Here is a 19,378-nt window from a genome sequence, read left to right on the forward strand (position 1 = left end):
CCCCGCCCTTGAAATCGTGGACGTGCCGGATGCGAATCACGTTGATAGCTCGGCAGACGTCAGAAACGCCATGTCGTAGCAGGCCCACAACAGCGGGCCGACCAGAATCAAGCCCAGCAGGGTGACGCCGCCCATGATCCGCCACGCGATGGTCGAGCGGAGGATCACCGCCGTCACCGCCGAAGCGGTCGACAAAACGGTCAGCACCGTGGCGATGACGATTTCGGTCCGCGCTGACTGCACCGCGGATTCGGACAACGGTGGAAAGAAACCGGCCTCCAGCTTGAACGCCAGAGCGCGGTTGTTCGTCGCCGTCAGCGATAGAAGGAGTGCGAGCATCATCGTCGCCAACCCGAGCAGCGACAAGCATGCCCCAAAGATATTGCGGTTGGCGGGATCTATCGGGCCCGTGTAGTGGGGCATCTCGTCCACAACCCAGATCGTAGGGCCTCGACGCCGGCGATCGGCGCAACGCGAAGACCCCACCGTTCGCCGTTGTTGGCCAAGTGATCATGTGGTGGATACCTGGTCATGTCACCGTGCTCATGTGCGAGCGGAACCGTCGGTGGGCCAATCACGCCTGGCCGGCCGGTTCCACGCCTGGTGTGAGGCGTTCGTCAGGCGGCTGCCGTTCGGGATCGGGGCAATCGTCGCACCGACGTTCGTCGGCTTCTGCGTGATCAACGGCTTCACCTTCGGCCTCGATCTGACGATCCTCACCAGCCTGCGCGGGGTGCTCGGCCTGCCGGTGCCGATCGCCGTGACGGTTGCCTACGTTTGCGCCTTCGCGCTCAGCTACGCGCTCAATCGCATTTTCAACTTTCGGTCCCATGCGCCGGTCGGTCCCCAGGTGGTGGTCTACGTCGTGGTGGTCGTCGTCAACTACTTGGCGTTCATCCTCGGGGTCACTACCGCGTTGACGGCCTTCGGAGTGCATTATCAGCTGTCTCGACTGGTGGCGGGCATGTGTGAGGCGGTGTACATGTACAGCGCGATGCGGTGGGCGGTCTTCCGCCGCTGACCCGTGCGCCGACGCGCAGTTGGTGGCCGAGGTGTAGCCCGCGCGTGACCTTGCCGCGACGGAGACCCAGGACGCTCAACACGTGACGGTAATCGCGGTCATCGCCGCGCTCGCGACGGCAACATGCGTCGGCTACTTTCTCGGACGGCGCGCGGCCTCGACACCGCCAAGCTGGCGGAAGCGCACTAGCCGGATCGCGCTGGGCAGGCAGGCCATCAACCTGCTCGCACTGATCACGGCACGCCGGATCCAGCAGCGCTTCCAGGCCGAGCGCCTCCTCTCCGACCTGGCTGGCAGATACGGGTTGAGAGTAATTGCGCCACTTCAACTTCGACGCGGTGGTGTGGTGCGGTCACGGCCCTACTAAGGTGCACCAGGTATTCCGCGGATTCGACGGTGACGAAGAAGGACCGAAACTGGCATGGCTGCACTCCAGGACAAAGTGGCGTTGGTGACCGGGGCGTCGTCGGGCCTGGGCGCCGAAACGGCCAGGTTGTTCTCCCGACAGGGCGCAACGGTTTTCGGCATCGGCCGCGACCCCGGACGCTTGGCCGAGGTGTTCGCCGACGTCGAACGTGGCGGATTTGCCTCGGTGGACATCGGTTCGGCGCGGGCCTGCCAGGATGCGGTCGAGCAGTGCGTCCGTGATTTCGGTGGATTGGACGTCCTCGTCAACGTGGCCGGGCATCACCAGATGCGCCGGACGGAGTCGATGACCGACGACGACTGGGAACACGACCTTGCGGTCAACCTGAACGGGCCGTTCTTCCTGAGCAGGGCGGCGCTGCCCCATCTGCTGGAACGCGGCGGAAACATCGTCAACGTCAGCTCCATCGCCGGAGTCGAGGGTCAGGCGTATTCGGCCGGCTACTGCGCCGCCAAGCATGGCCTGATCGGTCTCACCCGTGCGCTGGCGGTGGAGTACACGGCGGATCGGTTGCGGGTCAACGCGGTATGCCCCGGCGGCATGCTCACACCGCAGATCGAACGATTCAGCGCGCCGGACGATCCCAACTACGACCTGATCATGCGCACAGCGTCACCGCGCGGCATGATGCAGCCCCTCGACGTCGCCAACGTGATCGCCTTCCTCGCCGGCGACGCCGCGGCCGCCATCCATGGCGCGGTCTATCGAGTCGACAACGGCAAGGGGGCCGGATAGCCCGACCGGTCACCTGATCAGCGCGTCGAACATGAGCGCTGTGCCGGCGGCGGTGAACGCCTGATACACGGGTTCCATGCGCGCAAGACGTGCCGCGGCCGGTGTACTAACCATTCGCCGTTCGCCGACGAAGCGGTATGCCCAATACAACGCCACCGCGGCGAACCCCACCACACCTAGCCAGTTCGCCGCGGCTACCCAGGACGATCCCGTCGTCGCCGACGACATGTTGGGTCCCGGCGACCGCATGCCGGGCATGTCCATCACCGCAGAATCCGGCGGTGAGTGGATGCCCGGCACACCCCCGCTCATCACCGCATACATCCACGCCATCGCCGCCATCATCGCCGCGTAGTACGACGTCTTCAGCCGCTGGCGGGATGCCGATGAGGACCACACCGCCGCGCCCACAAACCAGACCCCGGCCAGCAAAAAGAAGAGCATCGGTCCTATCGTCGGGAGGCCCAGCCCGACGCGCCACACCATCGAGACCATCGCGACCGACATCGCCAGATGCAGCAGATGGTTGACCCGGCATGTCCATCGATCACGTTGTGCGACAGCGAGGTACGCGTACATTGTGATGCTGACGCCGAAAAGAATGGTGACCGCGCAGCGCAGCGGGCCTGCGTCGATCATGGCCTGCAATTTCGTGACCTGGCGAATGCCGCCCGCCGTACTGTCGCGTCCATGCCGCTACCGTACCCCTATGGGGTATCCGAGCCAACGATAGTCAAGAGTGTCGAGGACCCAGCCCCGCCCCGAGGGGTGCGGTAACGGTTCGGGCACGTTTCAATCACCCCCCGACACGTCGTGCGGCACCACGCTTCTCGTGGTTGACAATTCGTGGCATGACGCAATCGCGGGAGCCCGACGATGGCGCGTGAAATCTCGCGGCAGACGTTTCTGCGGGGCGCGGTCGGTGCGTTAGCCGCCAGCGCGGTCCTCGGCGCACCCCGGGTGGCGGCAGACCCGAGACCTACCGGCTGGGAGGGCCTATCCACCGCCCTCGGCGGCAAGGTGGTGCTGCCGGACAGCCCCCAATTCGCCGGAGCCAAACAGGTTTTCAACACCAACTACAACGGGTTCACGCCGGCGGCGGTCGTGACCCCGACGTCGGCCGCCGATGTGCAGAAGGCGATGGCCTTCGCCGCCGCCCACAACCTCAAGGTTGCCCCGCGCAGCGGCGGCCACTCCTACATCGGAGCATCGACCGCGAACGGCACCATGGTGCTCGACCTGCGCCAGTTGCCCGGGGATGCGAACTACGACGCCGCCACCGGTCAGGTCACGGTGGCTCCGGCCACGAGCCTGTACACGATGCACCGGACACTGGCCGCGGCCGGCCGGGGCGTCCCGACCGGTACCTGCCCGTCGGTCGGTGCGGCGGGGCACGCGCTGGGCGGCGGCATGGGCGCCCAATCACGGCACGCCGGGCTCCTCTGTGACCAATTGACGTCGGCGTCGGTGGTGCTGCCCAGCGGCCAGGCGGTCACCGCGTCGGCCGCCAGCAACCCCGACCTGTTCTGGGCGCTGCGCGGCGGCGGTGGCGGCAACTTCGGTGTTACGACCTCGCTGACCTTCGCCACGTTTCCCACCAAGGACGTCGACGTCGTCAACCTGAACTTTCCGCCGCAGTCGTTCGCGCAGGTCCTCGTCGGTTGGCAGAACTGGCTGCGCACCGCCGACCGCAACAGTTGGGCGCTGGCGGACGCCACCGTCGACCCGATGGGCATGCATTGCCGGATCCTGGCGACCTGCCCGGCCGGGTCGGGTAGCAGCGCCGCGGCCGCCATCACCCAAGCGGTGGGACTGCAACCGTCGGGCACCGAGAACCACACGTTCAACTACATGGACCTGGTCAATTACCTGGCTGTCGGTAACCTCAACCCGTCGCCGCTCGGGTATGTCGGCGGATCCGATGTCTTCACCACCGTCAACGCCGGCGTGGCACAGGGGATCGCCTCGGCGGTCAACGCCTTTCCCCGCGGGGCCGGCCGCATGCTGGCCATCATGCACGCCCTGGACGGCGCGCTTGCCACGGTGGCGCCGAGTGCCACGGCCTTTCCGTGGCGCCGGCAAGGGGCGCTGGTGCAGTGGTACGTAGAGACCGGCGATCCCGCGGCCGCGACGAACTGGCTCAACTCGGCACATCAAGCGGTGCAACAATATTCGGTCGGCGGCTACGTGAACTATATCGAGGCCAACCAGTCGCCGTCGCGCTATTTCGGCCCCAACCTATCCCGGCTGAGCGCCGTGCGGCAGAAATACGATCCCGGCCGGGTCATGTTCTCTGGGCTGAATTACTAGCCGGCGAACGCCCCGCCGTGCGGGATCCGCGGGCCGCTGACAGTCGATGGTTAGCCGGGCTTGGCACTGGGTATTTCCTGTATGTCTGTGGCGAGTTAGAGGGGTTGGCGAATGGCAATCGAGCACGGTCGTGCACGGTGCCCGCGCTGCATGGCGTGGGCGCAGTACCGGTTTCTTGAGCGGGATGACGACAAGCTCGAGTATCAGGTTCACTGCGATGCGTGCGGCAACCTGTACTCCGAGGTCACCATCGCCTCGACCGCCACCACGCCGGCCGCGTAGGCGGCAACCTCGGCGGTCGTCACGCCTGCCTTTGCGCGCGTGACCTGCTAAATTACGGATCTCGTTGCTGGTGTAAAGTCCGGACCGCGAGTAAAGACGCCCCCACACTGGAGCAGCGCCTGGTGCGTGCAGACGCAGTGCGCAACTCGCTGAAAGGGGCGGCGTGAACGAAGTATTGGCGCGGGCCGGCATCTTCCAGGGGATCGCCCCGGATGCGGTCGAGGCGTTGGCTCGCCACCTGCAGCACATATCGTTCCCGCGTCGGCGCACCGTCTTTGTCGAAGGCGAGGAGGGTGACGACCTCTACGTCATCCTGTCGGGCGCGGTAAAGATCCGTCATCAGACACCGGACGGTCGCGAAACCGTCTTCGCGGTGCTGGGTCCCGGCGACGTGTTCGGGGAGCTCGCGCTGTTCGATCCGGGTCCGCGGACTTCGACGGTGATCACCCTGACCGAGGTGGAAGCCGTCCGGATGGACCGTCAAGCGCTACGAACCTGGATCGTCGAACGTCCCGAAATAGCCGAGCAGCTGCTGCGGGTGCTGGCCCGCCGGCTCCGGAATACCAACAACACCCTGTGCGACCTGATCTTCACCGATGTCCCCGCCCGGGTGGCCAAGCAAATCCTCGACCTGGCAATGCGATTCGGCAGCAGCAACGGAGGCTCGGTGCTGGTCGAGCACCACCTCACTCAGAAGGAACTCGCGCAACTCGTGGGATCCTCGCGTGAAACGGTGAACAAGGCGCTGTCCGACTTCACCCAACGCGGATGGATCCGGCAGCAGGGCAAGACCCTCATCATCGACCAGCCGGCGAAACTAGCCCGCCGGGCAAGGGCTTGACGCCCCGGGTAAAGCCCGTCACGCCCTAGGTGATCGACCAAAATTCCAGGAGCGTCCGCAACGTCGCGACCAGCGACAGCGGTTGATCCAGCATGGGATGGTGGCCGGCCAGGGCCAACTCCACGAATGGGCCACGCAGCTGAAGCAGGGAACGGATCCGTTCGGCCATCGCGGGCGGCACCAGTCCGGCTTCGCAGCGCAAATATCCCATGCGGCAACGCATTGCGGCCATCATGGACTCCAATGATTCCTCATCGGCGGGCGGCGCCTCGAGAAACCCACCGCCGAAAACCGCCGGGTCGAATTTCCATTTCCAGCCGTCGTCGGTTTTGCGCACCGACTCGGCCGCGATGTGCTGTCGGACATAGGGCAGGATCAACTCCTGCGAAGGCACGGCCGTAAAGCGGGCCAGGATCTCATCTTTCGTTCGGTAGTGGGTGTGCTTGCGCCTGCGTAACCGCCCTTCCTCCGGCGCACGGTCCCACAGCGGCGAGTCGATCACCAGCATGCTGTTGATCTGGCGGCTGTAGTGCATCGCCGCCGTGGATACCACCCAACCGCCCATGCTGTGGCCCACGATGGTCGGTCGTCCCGCGGGCCCGGCGGCCGCAGCGGCCGCCATCACTTCGCCTGCCCAGATCCGCAGGTCGTAACTGCCCCGCGCCTCGCTGTCGCCGTGCCCGGACAGATCCGGCGCGATCACCCGATGGGTGCGGGAAAAGAACGGTGCGACGTGATCCCACCAACCGGAGTGCGCCCCGCCGCCGTGGACGAGCACCACCGGGGGTTGGTCGGCGTCACCCCAGACGCGCAGGTGAATGCGGCACCCGTCGACGTCGACGTCGCTGTGCTCTGGCTTTTGGTCGATTGCCGCGGTGAACCAGGATGGTGTGATCGGCGTCTGGGGCGAACGGGAAAACAGTTTTCAACCTCCGAGGATTCAAACGCTTTGTCGTGATCCGGCTTTGCCATGCGGCCAATAGCGGTTCGGCTGGGCCGGAAATGTGGAAGTCAAGAATTCGCCTCGGCGAGCCGCACGGTGACGGTAACGCGTCCCCTGTCGTCCTGCGTGGCGACGGCATGTCCGGCGCGTTCGGTCTGGTCGAGTCGCAACGTCAGGGGTCCGCCGGTGTTCAGGAAATTTCGCCACCACGTCTTCGCCTCGGGCATGTTGACGTTGATGACGATGTCGCCCCCGGAACGTCGGTAGGCCACCGGGATGCTGAATGTGCGTCCGGAGCGTCGACCCGTGTAAGTCAGCATCGTGATGTTGCGGCTGAGCAGTCGGCCAAAGCGACGGGAGTTGGCCAGCGCCGCTACCGGTGCATTGAAAACGGGCGCGGCACGCATCACGAGACGGCCGATATCGTCGGGACTCACGTGGAAAGTATCGCAGCAAATTCCAACGAATAGTCGACCGCGGGAGTTCGACGTGGTGCCGGTTCGGTGGACAGGGAGGTAGCATCCCCGCGCAGATGCTCCAGCGGTCGCCATAGGCGAGGAAGAGGGCGCTGATGACTGCTTCTGTCGACCCGTCGGTGCCGCCCAGCGGCACGGGCTGCGTCGAGTGCGACGAGGCCGGTGGCTGGTGGGTGCACTTGCGGCGCTGCGCCGCTTGCGGGCACGTCGGTTGTTGCGACGACTCGCTCTCTCGTCATGCGGCCAAGCACTGGCAGCAGACCGGGCATCCGATAATGCGATCGTTCGAGCCGGGCGAGGATTGGTTCTGGAATTACGAGACCAACGACTACTACGAGGGCCCCGAGCTTGCGCCACCCGAGTGCCGTCCGGAGGGCGAATCGGTTCCCGGACCGCGCGGGCGGGTGCCACATGACTGGTTCGCGCTGCTCCGCCACCGCGACGACTGACGATGTGATCGGCCGGTTTACATTGCGGCGGCGAGCAAGTCGCGTACCGCGTGGTCAACTGTGCCCAGCAGGTCGGGGCCGATGCCGGCGCGACCGCGCACCAGTATCGAGGCGCTGTTGGCGGACGGCCGTCCCTCGGCCGGGCTGAGCCCATCGGGAACTCACCGATCATCGGCAGCAGGGCTACTCCGAGCCCCGACCGCACCGCCGCGTACAGGCCGGAGAGATCGCTGGACTCGGCGGCGATCTCATACTCGATGCGGTGGTTTTCCAGGATTGCGAAGGGGAGAGCGCGCCCGCCGCGGCGCTGCCGCAGGTCGAACTGCAGGACGCACCGCGCTGAGATCCCGGACGCCTCCTGCAGGGGTGCATTACCAATAGGCTTGTCCACCATCCGCTCATCCAGCGCAGCCGATCTGTGACAATCACCCTGCGGAACATTCAACGGAGGCGTAGTGAACTTTGGTAGCGGGCGGCGCGTCGGGTCACGGCGGGTAGCGGCGGCGGTAGCGGTCCTCGCATCGGCGGCCGCATTCACCCGCTCCCCGGTGGCCAACGCGGACGCGCAATTGTGCAATCCAGCGAGCGTCGATGCGAATCAAATGTGCCACTTCGATGCCTCAGGCCCGTTGTCGGACATCAGCATGGCGTTTCCGGCCAACTATCCCGATGAGCCAACGATGATCGGCTACTTGTCCAAGGTCGACGACGATTTCCAGACCGCCCGCGGACCGCTGAATACGCTGAAATCGCCGACCGCGCTGAAGATTACCGGCACCCGATACAGCTCCGGGCCCCAGGCGACGGGTACCCAATCGGTGGTCACCGAGATGTATCAGAACCTCGGCGCCGCTCACCCGCTGGTCTGGTACAGGTCTTTCAACTACAACCTGGCCAATCAGCAGTCGATCGCCCTCGATTCGTTGTTCCGGCCGGGAACTGAACCGCTGCAGGTCATATTGCCGATCGTGCAGAAGACGTTGGCCGACCGGTATCGGGCAGCCGTGTCGATTCCGCCGGCCACCGGTCTGCAGCCGGCGAACTACCAAAGTTTCGCCATCACCAATGATGCGATCGTTTTCTTCTTCGACCAGAACGCGCTGCAGCCGGCGATGGAGGCCACGCAAGTATCGGTGCCGCGCAGCGCGATCGCGTCGATGATCAGCCCCGACATCGCATAGCCGGCCGAACCGGCGGCGTGACGCTCGTGAGGAGATCGCTAGTGGCGCAACGGGCTTAGGGCAGCTCGACCTTGCTGGCCAGCCACCGACCATCCACCTTTTCCATGGTCATCTTGACTCGGCTCCGGTCCAGCTGGGGTGTGGGCGCGGCGCCGTTGCTGACCGACTGGTCGACGAACAGCACAACGTCCACCTTGTCTTGGTTGGCGGACTGGACCGCGGCGTCGATCACGTTCCCATGCGCCGCAGCCTTGTTGTCGATGAGCGTCTGGCGCAGCTGCGCACTGGATTTGGTGTACATGTCTTTGAATTCACCGGTTGAACCGTCGAGTACATCGGCGAAGTTCTTATCGATCGCGTTGTTGTCCACGCTGGTCAACGTGAGGATGTATTTCTTCGCCGCATCGAGTGCTTGCTCGGCGGCAACCTGCTTCTGGTGATGCTGAAACAGTAGCCAGCCCTCATAACCCGCGCCCGCAAGCACGACCGCCAATACTCCGGCAGCAACCCCGCGAACTGCGTTTCTGCACCTAAGATTTCGGCCACGACAGTGCTGTTCGTCGGGCGTGTCCTGGTCGCCGTCGCAGGCCTCCTCGGGCTCGGCTGGGTCCGCGGCCTCGCCGTCCCCGGCGGGCGATGCAACGGCCGGTGTCGCGTCGTAGCCGGCCTCATCGGCCTCGGCCACCGCGATCGCTGGCGGTTGCTTCACCTCTTCTCCGGCCCCTTCCGCGGCGATGCGAAAGCGACTTACCAACCAGGTTCCCGGGTTGCCGGCAGTTCGTAGCGATTGACGATTCATCAGTTGCACGCGCCGGAGTCACGAAGTGCGTTCGCCCAGCCGGTAGCGGCGACGATGTTCGCATGGGTGACCCCCGACGGATCCTTTCTCTTGATGCTGTCGCTGATCCGCGACAGCTGGAATGCTAAGTGGGTCATCGATTCCCCACCGTATACCGGCGAATACGGCCCGAAATTGTCGGGCTGGTTGGTGATGATCAGCGGCTTCACTCGTGGTGCCAGAAACGCCGTCGACTGGTCGATGTTGGCGACCACTGCGTGGGCGTTTCCCTGCACACCACCGGCCGAGTAATCGTCATGCTGGTCACCGAGGTAGCGGTTCAAGTCATTGATCTGACCCATCAGAGGATCGAACTGCGACTTGAACCATTGGCAGGAGTCGGACATTCCGCCGATCATTTCCGGCGTCACCCGTGCCGTGAAGGTGTTGTATGGCCAGATGTCGAAGTTCGGTGACCAATCGCTGCGCACCGGCGTGAACACCGGCAACGGCGGCGGAGGCTGGCCAGGATCAGCGGCGACGTGGCCGGCGAGCGCCAGGGCGGCGACGAATGCCGGCCCGGCACACGCCAGGCCGCTACCTGCCCGTCGCAACCTCGTCAGATCCATCCGCTCTTCCCAACAAAAACGATAGCCCCGGGCCCCCAAATACCGGACCGTCAAACTTTTCCTCGAAATCTCTATTAACATCAGTGTCCTGACAAGGGATCTTCCCGCGAAGTCAGCAGCGCGTCAAGGGTCCGCCACCAGGCAAATACGACGAATGACCACCAGTCATTACGGCATAAGATCCTTGGTATTGGCACAGTTCCGCATAGCCAGGCCTTCCCCAGAGGGCTGAGTAGCCGTTAACATAGCCGCCCGTGGGGGCACAACCGACCTTTGGGTACATCCGGCGATGACCACCCAGGACCAGCGCTCGCTCAACGACGGCCGAGCGCCCGACGGCGTGGCCACCATCCAAGAGTGGTCCGCGGGCTATGTCGTACGGCACCCCCTGGCCTCGCTCAACACCCTCGGTGAGCAGTACATCCTCGCTGTACGCACGATCGAGTACTGCATGGTCGACCTGTTCACCGGGCGCTTCCAATGGGCCGAGTTCATCCGCCAGGGCGCCTTCATGGCTGCCACGGCGGTCCTGCCGACCGTGTTGGTAGCGCTGCCGATCGGGGTGACCCTTTCCATCCAATTCGCGCTGCTGGCAAACCAAGTCGGTGCGACATCGCTGGCCGGTGCGGCCAGTGGACTCGCGGTGATCCGTCAGGCCGCCTCGCTGGTGGCCGCGGTGCTCATGGCATCCGCCGTCGGCTCGGCGATCACCGCTGACCTTGGTTCCCGCACCATGCGCGAGGAGACCGACGCGATGGAGGTCATGGGTGTCTCGGTGATCCGGCGCTTGGTCGTGCCCCGTTTCGCCGCGGCCATCATGGTCGGTGTCGCACTCACCGGAATCACCTGCTTCGTCGGGTTTTTGGCTAGCTACCTGTTCAATGTCTACTTTCAGCGCGGCGCACCGGGCAGCTTCGTGGCGACATTTTCGTCGTTCGCCACCACGGAGGACATGATCGTCGCGCTGCTCAAAGCCGTCATCTACGGGGCGATCGTGGCGGTGATCGCCTGTCAGAAAGGACTTTTCACCAAAGGCGGCCCGGCGGGCGTCGCGAACTCGGTCAACGCCGCGGTGGTGGAGTCGATTCTGGTGCTGATGATCGTCAATGTCGGGATCAGCGAGCTGTACAACGCGCTGTTCCCCAGGACGGGACTGTGACATGACGGCCTCTGCGTACGTCCCCACCCTGGCCCGGCCGATTCTCGGTGCCTATCGGGCCACGGCCGCCCCGATCATGCGGTTGGGGCACATGCTGGTGTTCTTCGTGCGGGCCGTGCTTGCCGTGCCCTCCGTGCTGCGGCAGTACCGCACGGAATTCGTACGCTTGCTGTCGAATATCGCCTGGGGCAACGGGTCGATCGTCGTCGGCGGCGGTACGGCCGGGGTCGCGGTGGTACTCGGCTTCACCGCCGGCGCACTGGTGGCCGTGGAGGGTTACAACTTCCTCAACCTGCTCGGCTTGGGTCCCGCGACCGGCATCATCTCGTCGCTGGTCAACACCCGCGAGTTGGCACCGATCATGGCGTCGCTGGCCTTCGCGATGCAGGCCGGCTGCCGGTTCACCGCGCAGCTGGGCGCCATGCGCATCGCCGAAGAGATCGATGCGCTGGAATCGCTGGCCATCCGCCCTATCCCGTTTCTGGTAACGACGCGGCTCATGGCCTCCGTCATCGCGGTGATCCCGCTCTACATCGCGTGCTTGGCGGTGACCTATCTGACATGCCAGGTCGTCGCCGGTGTGATCAGCGGTGGCTCCATCGGCCCGTACCTGCACTACTTCACCATGATGCTGAGCGCCAAGGACATCGCCTATTCGGTCCTCAAGTGCGTTGTCTTCGTCTGGCTTTCGTCCACCGTACAGTGCTACTACGGGTTTTACGCCGCGGGCGGCCCGGAGGGCGTGGGGGTGGCCGCCGGACATGCCATGCGTGCCAGCATCACCGTCGTGATCATGGTCAACATGCTGCTCACGATGGCGTTGTGGAGCATCGACGCCGGCGCGAGATTCGGTGGCTGAATGCCGAATTCGCTAGATCTCGACGGACGCGGACCCTCCGACCAACAGCTGCTGGCTATGGGCGGCGCGGTGCTGTTGATAGCGGGACTGATCACGGGCAGCCTCCTGCTGAAGTCCACCGGACGGCTCAACGACTACATCCGCGTCGTCGCCGAGCTGACGAACGTGGGTGACGGGCTGCCGGCCCGCTCGGATGTGAAGTATCACGGGCTGCTGGTCGGCGCCGTCGACAACGTGGTTCCGGCGGCGTACGGCAAACCCAACTACGTCCACATCAACCTCAAACCCGAGTACGCCAGGGACATTCCGGGCGCGGTGACCGCCCGCGTGGTGCCCAGCAATGTGTTCGCGGTGTCATCGGTGCAACTCGTCGACGGCGGCCCCAGCCCAAGCATCCGCAGTGGGGCGCGCATCCCCGAAGACCTACAGCTTTCGACGGTGATCTTCCAGACGACGATCAGCAAGCTGCGTGACATCCTCGCCGCGACCGGCCGGGGCCGCGAGGACCACAGCGTGGGGATTCTGGCCGCCGTCGCGGCCGCTACCAACAACAGACGCGGTGCGCTGCTCACCGCGGGTGCGCAGATGACCCGCGTGCTCGATGAGCTCAACGGCATCGTCACCACCGATCCGGGACCGTCGACGGTGTCCGCATTGCTGGATGCCACTCGCGGCCTGCAGTCCACGGCTCCCGACCTCGTCGACGTCTTGCACGACGCGGTCAGACCGATGCAGACCTTGGCCGAAAAGCGGGAACAATTCCGGTCGCTGGTCACCGGATCGCACCACACCTTCGGCGTCAGCCGGCAGGCGTTCGATAACCACACCGATCAGCTGATCGAGATGACGCAAAACCTCACACCCGCCCTGGGCGTGTTCGCCCTGCACAGCGACAAGTTCGTGCCCATCTTCACCAGGCTGAACCGGTTGTCCGACAAGTTCTTTAAAGAGGTGTGGGATCCCGAGCTCGACACGGGAAACATGCGGGTGAATCTGGCGCTGACGCCGACCTACACCTACACCCGCGCCGACTGCCCGCGCTACGGGCAGTTGTTGGGGCCGAGCTGCTACACCGCACCGACGATCGCGGTCCGGCCCGATCTGCCCGAGGTTCTGTTGCCGCAGAACTACCACCCGCCCGCGGATCTGGCGCCGCCCCCGGGCACCCAGGTCGGACCCGACGGCAATCTCGTTGCGGTCGGCCCGCCGCTGTACAACCCCAACCCGAGCCTGCAAGACCCCAACCCGCCGCTGCCGTGGTGGCCGTGGCCGATCGGCCCGGCTCCGCGAGTCCCGGGAACCGCCGATCCCGATGACGCACCGCCACCGCCACCCGGCGCGCCACCGACCCCGCCCCCGGGCCCGATCAATGCGGTCGCACCATCGGGCTACGGCGGCAACGTCGGACCCGTTGGCAGCCAACACGAGCGCGACCAGCTGGGCATGATCACCGGCCAGGGCCGGTCCGCGTCGGTGGCGACCCAACTGCTGCTCGGTCCGGTGGCTCGCGGTACAGCGGTATCGCTGCAACCCCGGGAACAGCAGCCGGCGGGCGGCCCGAAATGAAAGTGCGGGGTCCCCTGATCGGCCTGTCCGTCTTCATGGCGATCGCCATCGCCGTGACGTGGATGGTGTACGCCACCCTGCGGCGAGACGTGGCGGGGCCGACCACGCCGTACGCGGCGGTGTTCACCGACGTTTACGGGTTGCGGATCGGCGACGACGTCCGGATGGCCGGTGTGCGGGTCGGCCGCGTCGAAAACGTCGAACTCACCGGCAAATTGGCGAAAGTCTCGTTCATCGTCGAGAACGATCAGCACCTGTATGGAAACACCGTCGCATCGGTGACCTATCAGAACATCATCGGACAGCGGTATCTGGGCCTGTCGCTGGGCGAAATCGGCAACAGGGGCCCGCTGCCCGCCGGCGGCGTGATACCGGTGCAACAGACGGACCCCTCCTTCGATGTGGGAAAGTTGCTCAACGGTTTCGAGCCGCTGTTCACCTTGCTCAATGCCAAGGATGCCGACGACCTGACCAGGGGCGTATTGCAGTCGCTGCAAGGCGATCAGGCGTCCATCCCGCTGCTGGTGCAGCAGACATCGACGATCACCCGGACGCTGTCCGCACGCGATCAATCCCTGGGCGATCTGATCAGCAGTCTCACGAGGGTCACCGACACCGTCGCCCGCCAAAACGACGACCTCGACCACGCGCTCGACCAAACGCGCGATGCGGTAACCAATTTCGATAATCGCCGCGCGTCGTTGCAGGACTCGGTGGGGTCGATCGCCCGGGTGACCCGCCGGCTCTCGGCGATCGCTGACGATGTGGATCCGGCGCTGAACGAACTCATCACCCGAGAGCCGGGGTTCAGCAAGCACATGGTCGGCATCGAACCGCAGCTGGCGTTCACCGGCGACAACCTGCCGTTGCTGCTGAAGGGCTTTGCCCGCGCCACCGGCGAGGGAACCTACGGCAATGCCTATGCGTGCGATCTGAACGCCACGGGTTTCTTCCCGGGACTCAACGACATCACCACCTTCATCGTCAACGCGGCCACACCGGGCAACGCCCATCCGATCACCACCAAGAACATGGGGTGGCACACCCCGCGATGCAGGAACATGGCTAATGGGTGACTCGCTCAAGGCTCGGTGGTTGCGACGCCGACCGCTCGAGTCGTACAACCGGACCTGGCTCGGGCTGGCGGGACTGGCGGTGGTCGCCGCTCTCGTCGCGGTGTCGTTGGGGATCAAGCTGCTCGGTATCGGCTACACCCACTACACGGCCGAATTCCTGCAGGCCGCAACGCTGCGACCCGGAAACCCGATCACCGTCGCCGGCATCGAAGTCGGACACGTCACCAGCATGAGGCTCGATGGCGACCACGTCGAGGCCGGTCTGAGCGTGCGCGACAACGTCTCGCTGGGCAGGGACACCCGGGCGGTGATCAAGGTGATGACCATCCTCGGTTCGCGCTATCTCGAGCTGGAGCCCGACGGCCCGGGCTCCCTGCCGGGCAAGACGATCAACCTGGCTCACACCGAGGTGCCGTACGACCTGCAGTCGCTACTCGAGGACGCCACCACCACCTTCGAGCAGGTCGATTCCGACCAGTTCGCGCAGTCACTTGGGGTGCTGGGCAAGCAACTCGGCGGAGTGCCGCCGCTGGTGCCGCAGGCCGTCGCGAATCTGCAGACGTTGTCCACGATCACCGCCGACCGACGAGGCCAACTCGGTACGCTGCTGAAAAGCACTGAGCGAGTGGTTAATACCCTGCGGCGTCAGCAGACCAACATCGGACATCTGATGGATCAGGGGCAGGATCTGCTCGGTCACCTGGTGGCGCGCGAGGCCACCTTTCACGCCATGTTCGCAGGGCTGACCGACCTTGTCGACCAGCTCGACAAGATCGTCGTCAACAACCGGCCGATGCTCGACGAGCTGTTCGCCAACCTGCACCAGCTGACGAATATGGTCGGCCAGCACGACGATCTGTTGCGCAATCTGCTGCAGGTTGCGCCGGTGGCGCTGCGGGGCCTGACCAACGCCACCGGCTACGGGCCGGTGGTGGAGTTCAACCTGCCCAACGGCCTCGCGATCGATTCCTGGATGTGTGCCATCAGTGGTCGCGCCAAAGAATTCAAGATGATCCAGTACTTCAAGGACTGCAAATGACCTCCGGTAGGCACAAACTCATCGCCGTGGGCGCCGCGATAGCGGCGGTGGCCGCCGTCGCTATCGGGGCAATCGGCCACTACGTCAAGTCCCGCCTGGACACCATGACCGTGACCGCGCAATTCGACAGCGCCGCGGGCCTTTACGAAGGAAATGTCGTTGCAGTTCTCGGTATGCCGGTGGGCAAGGTCAGCAAGGTCACGTCCAAAGGCAGTTACGTCGAGGCCGAGTTGACGGTGGACAAGAAGGTCAAAATCCCTGCGGGCGCCCGCGCGGTCACCATCACCACCTCGATCCTCACCGACCGACAGGTTGAACTCACCCCGCCCTACCGGAGCGGTCCGGTGCTGAAGAACCACGACACGATCGGGCTCACCCGAACCAAAACACCGGTGGCTTTCGATCGCGTACTCGACATGCTCGACAAGGTGTCCAAATCGCTGAAGGGCGACGGCAAGGGCGGCGGACCCATTGCCGACCTGACTGACTCCGCGGTCGCCATCACCGACGGCAACGGGAAGAAGATCCTGTCGGCCCTGGACGAGCTTTCCAACGCGCTGCGGCTCAGCTCCGAGCGGGGCGGAACCACCCGCGAGCAGTTGACCACGATCATCACCGACCTCAGCTCGATCACGGAGGCCGCCGCACGCAACGACGCCAAAGTGCGCCAATTCGGTTCCACAACACGCCAGCTCAGCCAGATACTCGCCGACGAAAAATTCGGCACCGGAACCACCGGACACACCATCAACAGGATCCTCGAAGAAGTCACCACGCTGCTCGAGCAGAACCGGGAGGACCTCAAGCAGGCGGTGCACAACGGCGACACCGTCGCCAAGACGATCGTCGAGGATCAGCGCGGAGTGTCCGAAATGCTCGATGTCCTCCCCATGACGCTGGAAAACCTCTACAACACCGTCGATCAGAACAACGGCGCGATACGCGTGCACGGGCTGCTCGACAAGGCCCTGACCGACAGCCAGTCCGCCAAGGAACTCTGCAATCTCATGCACCTGCGCCAACTCGGCTGCAGCACCGGCACATTGCAAGACTATGGACCCGACTTCGGCTTGACCTACATCCTCGACGGTCTCTCGGCGATGGGGCAATAGCGATGAATGCGGCTAAACGCAAAGCACTGGCGGTGGCGCTCAGTGCGGTCATGGTCAGCTCCGGTTGCGCCACCAACGGGCTGTCCAGCCTGCCGCTGCCGGCCCCGGGAATCGGCGATGGGGGATACCTGCTCAACGCCGTCTTCTCCAACGCACTGAACCTGCCGGCCCACGCGAAGGTCAAACTCGCGGGCGCCGACATCGGGCAGCTCGAATCGATGGTCGCGCGCAACTACACCGCGGTCACCACCCTGCGAATCATGGACGGCGTCCGCGTACCGGTCGGCAGCACCGCCGAGCTGCGGTCGGCGACCCCGCTTGGCGACGTGTTCGTCGCGATCAAGCCGCCCACGCCGATGGACCCCAGCGCGCCGCTACTGAAGAGCGGGGACACCATCGGCCTGCAAGCCACCCGCGCCGCCGCCACCGTGGAGAGCGTGCTGAGCTCGGCCGCGCTGCTCGTCAACGGTGGCTCGGTCCGCAACTTCACCAATATCGTCAACGGCGCCGGCAAGGCGACGGGCGACCAAGGACGCGCATTCGGCGACCTGATCAATCGAACCAACTTACTGCTGGGCAAGCTCAATTCACGCTCGGAGCAGATCGACGCCGCGGTGACCGAGACGGCGGCCCTCGCCGACCGGCTGGACCAGAAGGACCAAGCACTCACCGACGTGCTGCAGGCCATCGGGCCGGCGACGAATGTGTTGTCCAGCAACGCCGACGAGATCGCCGACGTGGTCGACGAGCTCGGCGCGACGACGCATCAGCTATCCAAGTTCCCGTCGATCGCCGGCACCGACAAGACCGGCCGCAGCGTCATCAAGGACGCCAACACCATCGCCGCCGCGTGGAACGATGTCGTGTTGAGCCCCGACACCAGCCTCGCCGGCCTCAACCGGCTGATCCCGCCGTTCGTGAAATCTACCCCTAGCCAGGCGATCTCGGTGCGCGGCAGCTTCGATCGGCTGGTCATGGGATCGCGGCCGGGCACCGGAGCGGAGACGGGGGGCTTCAAGGGCGATCCCGCATTTCATGGCCCCATGCGCCGCGACTGGAACTACATGATCGGTTCCATCAAATACGTCCTGTGGCGCCTGCAAGAACGGGTCGTGGGCCGGGGCCCGCAAACGCCGATGGGGCAAAGTCCTTGGAAGCCGGTCGGTCCGCCGCTTCCGCCGGCGCCCGCCGGGGAGGCACCACCGGATCCCATGATCCCGGAGCCACCGCGGTGATCGACAGTATCGGCCGGTTCATCGTCGGGGTGGTCAGAGCGGGCCACCGCCGGCGCGCCTGGCTCTCCGGCATCGCGCTGGTATTCACCCTCGTGGTGGGCGTGACCTACCTGGCGGTCGGAGCGCTGCGCATCAACCCGCTCAACTCGACCTACCGGATTACGATCCGGCTGCCCGAATCCGGTGGGCTGCTGGCTAATCAAGACGTGTCCGTCCGCGGCATCCGGGTCGGGCGGATTCAATCGCTGCGGCCCACACCCACCGGCGTCGAGGTGATCGCCAACATCAATGAGAACACCAAGATCCCCCTCGCGAGCCCGGTGCGGGTGTCCGGGCTATCGCCCGCGGGCGAGCAGTACATCGATTTCGAACCCGCATCCGACACCGGCCCGTTCCTGTCGAACGGGAGCGTGATCGGCCCACAGCACACCACCACGCCCATCCCGCTGTCGCAAGTGCTCGCCGACGCCGACGGACTGCTGGCCCAAACCGATCCGAAGAAGCTCGAAATCGTCAAGCGGGAACTGAGTTTGAGCAAAGAGGGCCCGCAGAAGCTCACCGACATCATTGACGGTGCCACGTTCCTGTTGTCGACAATGGATCCGGTGTTGCCGCAGACCGTCAGCATGCTCAAGACCAGCCGGGTGGTCCTGACCACGCTCGCCGACAAAAACGCCGGACTCGGTGCGACGTCTCGCAATGTCGGCGACCTGATGACCGGCGTGAACAAAATGGACCGCGGCTACCGCAAATTCGTCGATCAGACCCCCCACGCCCTGTCCTCGGTAGACAACCTGTTCGACGACAACTCCGACACCATGGTCGGGCTGCTGGCCAATCTGGTGACCACCGCGCGGATCATCTATGTCCGTGTTCCGGCGTTGAATGCGGTCTTTCCCGACTATCGGGGCTCCACGCTCGAGGCCCTGATGACGACCATGCACGAGCATGGCCTGTGGGCGACCGCCGATATCTACCCGCGCTACACGTGCGACTACGGCACCCCGCGCCGGCCGTCGTCATCGGCGGACTACCCCGAGCCCTTCCTGCACACCTACTGCGGAGACGACGACCCACAGGTACTGATCCGGGGCGCCAAAAATGCGCCCCGACCGGGTGGCGACGACACGGCGGGCCCACCTCCCGGGGCCGACCTCGGGCAAACCGCTGACCCAACACCCAAGGGGCGCTTCACCATTCCGACGCCGTACGGGGGGCCCGCGCTGCCGATAGAGCCGCCCCACTAAGCCCCACGAGCAT

22 protein-coding genes and 1 pseudogene are annotated in these 19,378 nt (G+C 65.1%); 16 read left to right on the forward strand and 7 right to left on the reverse strand.

Annotated features, from left to right (window positions below):
• Positions 1-36: 36 nt before the first annotated feature.
• Entirely contained in the window at positions 37-432 is a 396-nt protein-coding gene (locus tag G6N50_RS21370) for a hypothetical protein (protein WP_083094416.1), read from the reverse strand.
• A 115-nt stretch (positions 433-547) separates the two neighbouring features.
• Between G6N50_RS21370 and G6N50_RS21375 the strand changes: the two genes are divergently transcribed.
• The 3 genes from G6N50_RS21375 to G6N50_RS21380 all read left to right on the forward strand — a co-directional run bounded on the left by G6N50_RS21375 (position 548) and on the right by G6N50_RS21380 (position 2,183).
• Complete coding sequence (locus G6N50_RS21375) at positions 548-1,021, forward strand: GtrA family protein (protein WP_083094415.1); 474 nt, start codon at positions 548-550, stop codon at positions 1,019-1,021.
• A gap of 82 nt (positions 1,022-1,103) precedes the next feature.
• Positions 1,104-1,388: a hypothetical protein gene (locus G6N50_RS29920; RefSeq protein ID WP_083094414.1), complete on the forward strand. Its 285-nt coding sequence runs from the start codon at positions 1,104-1,106 to the stop codon at positions 1,386-1,388.
• Between the two features lie 54 nt (positions 1,389-1,442).
• Positions 1,443-2,183, forward strand: coding sequence for an SDR family NAD(P)-dependent oxidoreductase (locus tag G6N50_RS21380; RefSeq protein WP_083094413.1), 741 nt, complete (start codon positions 1,443-1,445; stop codon positions 2,181-2,183).
• Between the two features lie 9 nt (positions 2,184-2,192).
• Here G6N50_RS21380 and G6N50_RS21385 read toward each other — a convergent pair whose 3' ends face one another.
• On the reverse strand, positions 2,193-2,822 hold the full coding sequence (locus G6N50_RS21385; protein ID WP_083094412.1) for a DUF5134 domain-containing protein: 630 nt from the start codon (positions 2,820-2,822) through the stop codon (positions 2,193-2,195).
• Positions 2,823-3,059: 237 nt separating this feature from the next.
• Between G6N50_RS21385 and G6N50_RS21390 the strand changes: the two genes are divergently transcribed.
• The 3 genes from G6N50_RS21390 to G6N50_RS21400 all read left to right on the forward strand — a co-directional run bounded on the left by G6N50_RS21390 (position 3,060) and on the right by G6N50_RS21400 (position 5,616).
• Entirely contained in the window at positions 3,060-4,493 is a 1,434-nt protein-coding gene (locus tag G6N50_RS21390) for an FAD-binding oxidoreductase (protein WP_083094411.1), read from the forward strand.
• A 111-nt stretch (positions 4,494-4,604) separates the two neighbouring features.
• Positions 4,605-4,775, forward strand: coding sequence for a hypothetical protein (locus G6N50_RS21395; RefSeq protein WP_158086051.1), 171 nt, complete (start codon positions 4,605-4,607; stop codon positions 4,773-4,775).
• Positions 4,776-4,938: 163 nt separating this feature from the next.
• The gene (locus G6N50_RS21400) at positions 4,939-5,616 is read left to right on the forward strand and encodes a Crp/Fnr family transcriptional regulator (RefSeq protein WP_083094410.1); all 678 of its coding nucleotides are present in this window, start codon (positions 4,939-4,941) and stop codon (positions 5,614-5,616) included.
• A 25-nt stretch (positions 5,617-5,641) separates the two neighbouring features.
• Here G6N50_RS21400 and G6N50_RS21405 read toward each other — a convergent pair whose 3' ends face one another.
• The gene (locus tag G6N50_RS21405) at positions 5,642-6,538 is read right to left on the reverse strand and encodes an alpha/beta fold hydrolase (RefSeq protein WP_083094409.1); all 897 of its coding nucleotides are present in this window, start codon (positions 6,536-6,538) and stop codon (positions 5,642-5,644) included.
• An 89-nt stretch (positions 6,539-6,627) separates the two neighbouring features.
• Positions 6,628-6,966: a nitroreductase/quinone reductase family protein gene (locus G6N50_RS21410; protein ID WP_083094563.1), complete on the reverse strand. Its 339-nt coding sequence runs from the start codon at positions 6,964-6,966 to the stop codon at positions 6,628-6,630.
• Positions 6,967-7,130: 164 nt separating this feature from the next.
• Here G6N50_RS21410 and G6N50_RS21415 point away from each other — a divergent pair, with 164 nt between their 5' ends.
• Positions 7,131-7,484 (forward strand): UBP-type zinc finger domain-containing protein, encoded by a 354-nt coding sequence (locus G6N50_RS21415; protein ID WP_083094408.1) that lies wholly within the window; start codon positions 7,131-7,133, stop codon positions 7,482-7,484.
• A 17-nt stretch (positions 7,485-7,501) separates the two neighbouring features.
• On the opposite strand, the pseudogene G6N50_RS29925 reads toward G6N50_RS21415, so the two are convergent.
• A pseudogene (locus G6N50_RS29925) lies at positions 7,502-7,767 on the reverse strand (LysR family transcriptional regulator); the annotation flags it as partial.
• 172 nt (positions 7,768-7,939) lie between these two features.
• Between G6N50_RS29925 and G6N50_RS21425 the strand changes: the two are divergent.
• Entirely contained in the window at positions 7,940-8,665 is a 726-nt protein-coding gene (locus G6N50_RS21425) for an esterase (RefSeq protein WP_083094407.1), read from the forward strand.
• 55 nt (positions 8,666-8,720) lie between these two features.
• Here G6N50_RS21425 and G6N50_RS21430 read toward each other — a convergent pair whose 3' ends face one another.
• Positions 8,721-9,473, reverse strand: coding sequence for an Mce protein (locus G6N50_RS21430; RefSeq protein WP_142275492.1), 753 nt, complete (start codon positions 9,471-9,473; stop codon positions 8,721-8,723).
• Complete coding sequence (locus G6N50_RS21435; RefSeq protein ID WP_083094405.1) at positions 9,464-10,072, reverse strand: hypothetical protein; 609 nt, start codon at positions 10,070-10,072, stop codon at positions 9,464-9,466. Before G6N50_RS21435 ends, G6N50_RS21430 begins: the two co-directional genes overlap by 10 nt.
• 289 nt (positions 10,073-10,361) lie before the next feature.
• Here G6N50_RS21435 and G6N50_RS21440 point away from each other — a divergent pair, with 289 nt between their 5' ends.
• The 8 genes from G6N50_RS21440 to G6N50_RS21475 are packed head-to-tail and all read left to right on the forward strand — an operon-like array spanning position 10,362 to position 19,365.
• Entirely contained in the window at positions 10,362-11,231 is an 870-nt protein-coding gene (locus G6N50_RS21440) for an MlaE family ABC transporter permease (protein WP_083094404.1), read from the forward strand.
• Between the two features lies 1 nt (position 11,232).
• The gene (locus G6N50_RS21445; RefSeq protein WP_083094403.1) at positions 11,233-12,090 is read left to right on the forward strand and encodes an MlaE family ABC transporter permease; all 858 of its coding nucleotides are present in this window, start codon (positions 11,233-11,235) and stop codon (positions 12,088-12,090) included.
• Positions 12,091-13,656, forward strand: a complete 1,566-nt coding sequence (locus G6N50_RS21450) for an MlaD family protein (RefSeq protein ID WP_083094402.1) — start codon at positions 12,091-12,093, stop codon at positions 13,654-13,656.
• Positions 13,653-14,732, forward strand: a complete 1,080-nt coding sequence (locus G6N50_RS21455; RefSeq protein ID WP_083094401.1) for an MlaD family protein — start codon at positions 13,653-13,655, stop codon at positions 14,730-14,732. The genes G6N50_RS21450 and G6N50_RS21455 overlap by 4 nt, the downstream gene beginning before the upstream one ends.
• A complete protein-coding gene (locus tag G6N50_RS21460) occupies positions 14,725-15,771 on the forward strand; it encodes an MCE family protein (protein WP_083094400.1) in 1,047 nt (348 codons plus the stop codon). Before G6N50_RS21455 ends, G6N50_RS21460 begins: the two co-directional genes overlap by 8 nt.
• On the forward strand, positions 15,768-16,883 hold the full coding sequence (locus tag G6N50_RS21465) for an MCE family protein (RefSeq protein WP_083094399.1): 1,116 nt from the start codon (positions 15,768-15,770) through the stop codon (positions 16,881-16,883). The genes G6N50_RS21460 and G6N50_RS21465 overlap by 4 nt, the downstream gene beginning before the upstream one ends.
• A gap of 2 nt (positions 16,884-16,885) precedes the next feature.
• Positions 16,886-18,118 carry an MlaD family protein gene (locus tag G6N50_RS21470; RefSeq protein WP_083094398.1) on the forward strand — a complete coding sequence of 411 codons (1,233 nt, stop codon included), beginning with the start codon at positions 16,886-16,888 and terminating at the stop codon, positions 18,116-18,118.
• Positions 18,115-19,365 (forward strand): MlaD family protein, encoded by a 1,251-nt coding sequence (locus tag G6N50_RS21475; protein ID WP_083094562.1) that lies wholly within the window; start codon positions 18,115-18,117, stop codon positions 19,363-19,365. Before G6N50_RS21470 ends, G6N50_RS21475 begins: the two co-directional genes overlap by 4 nt.
• Positions 19,366-19,378 lie beyond the last annotated feature (13 nt).

Source organism: Mycobacterium mantenii (assembly GCF_010731775.1).
In the GTDB taxonomy this organism is placed as follows: Bacteria; Actinomycetota; Actinomycetes; order Mycobacteriales; family Mycobacteriaceae; genus Mycobacterium; species Mycobacterium mantenii.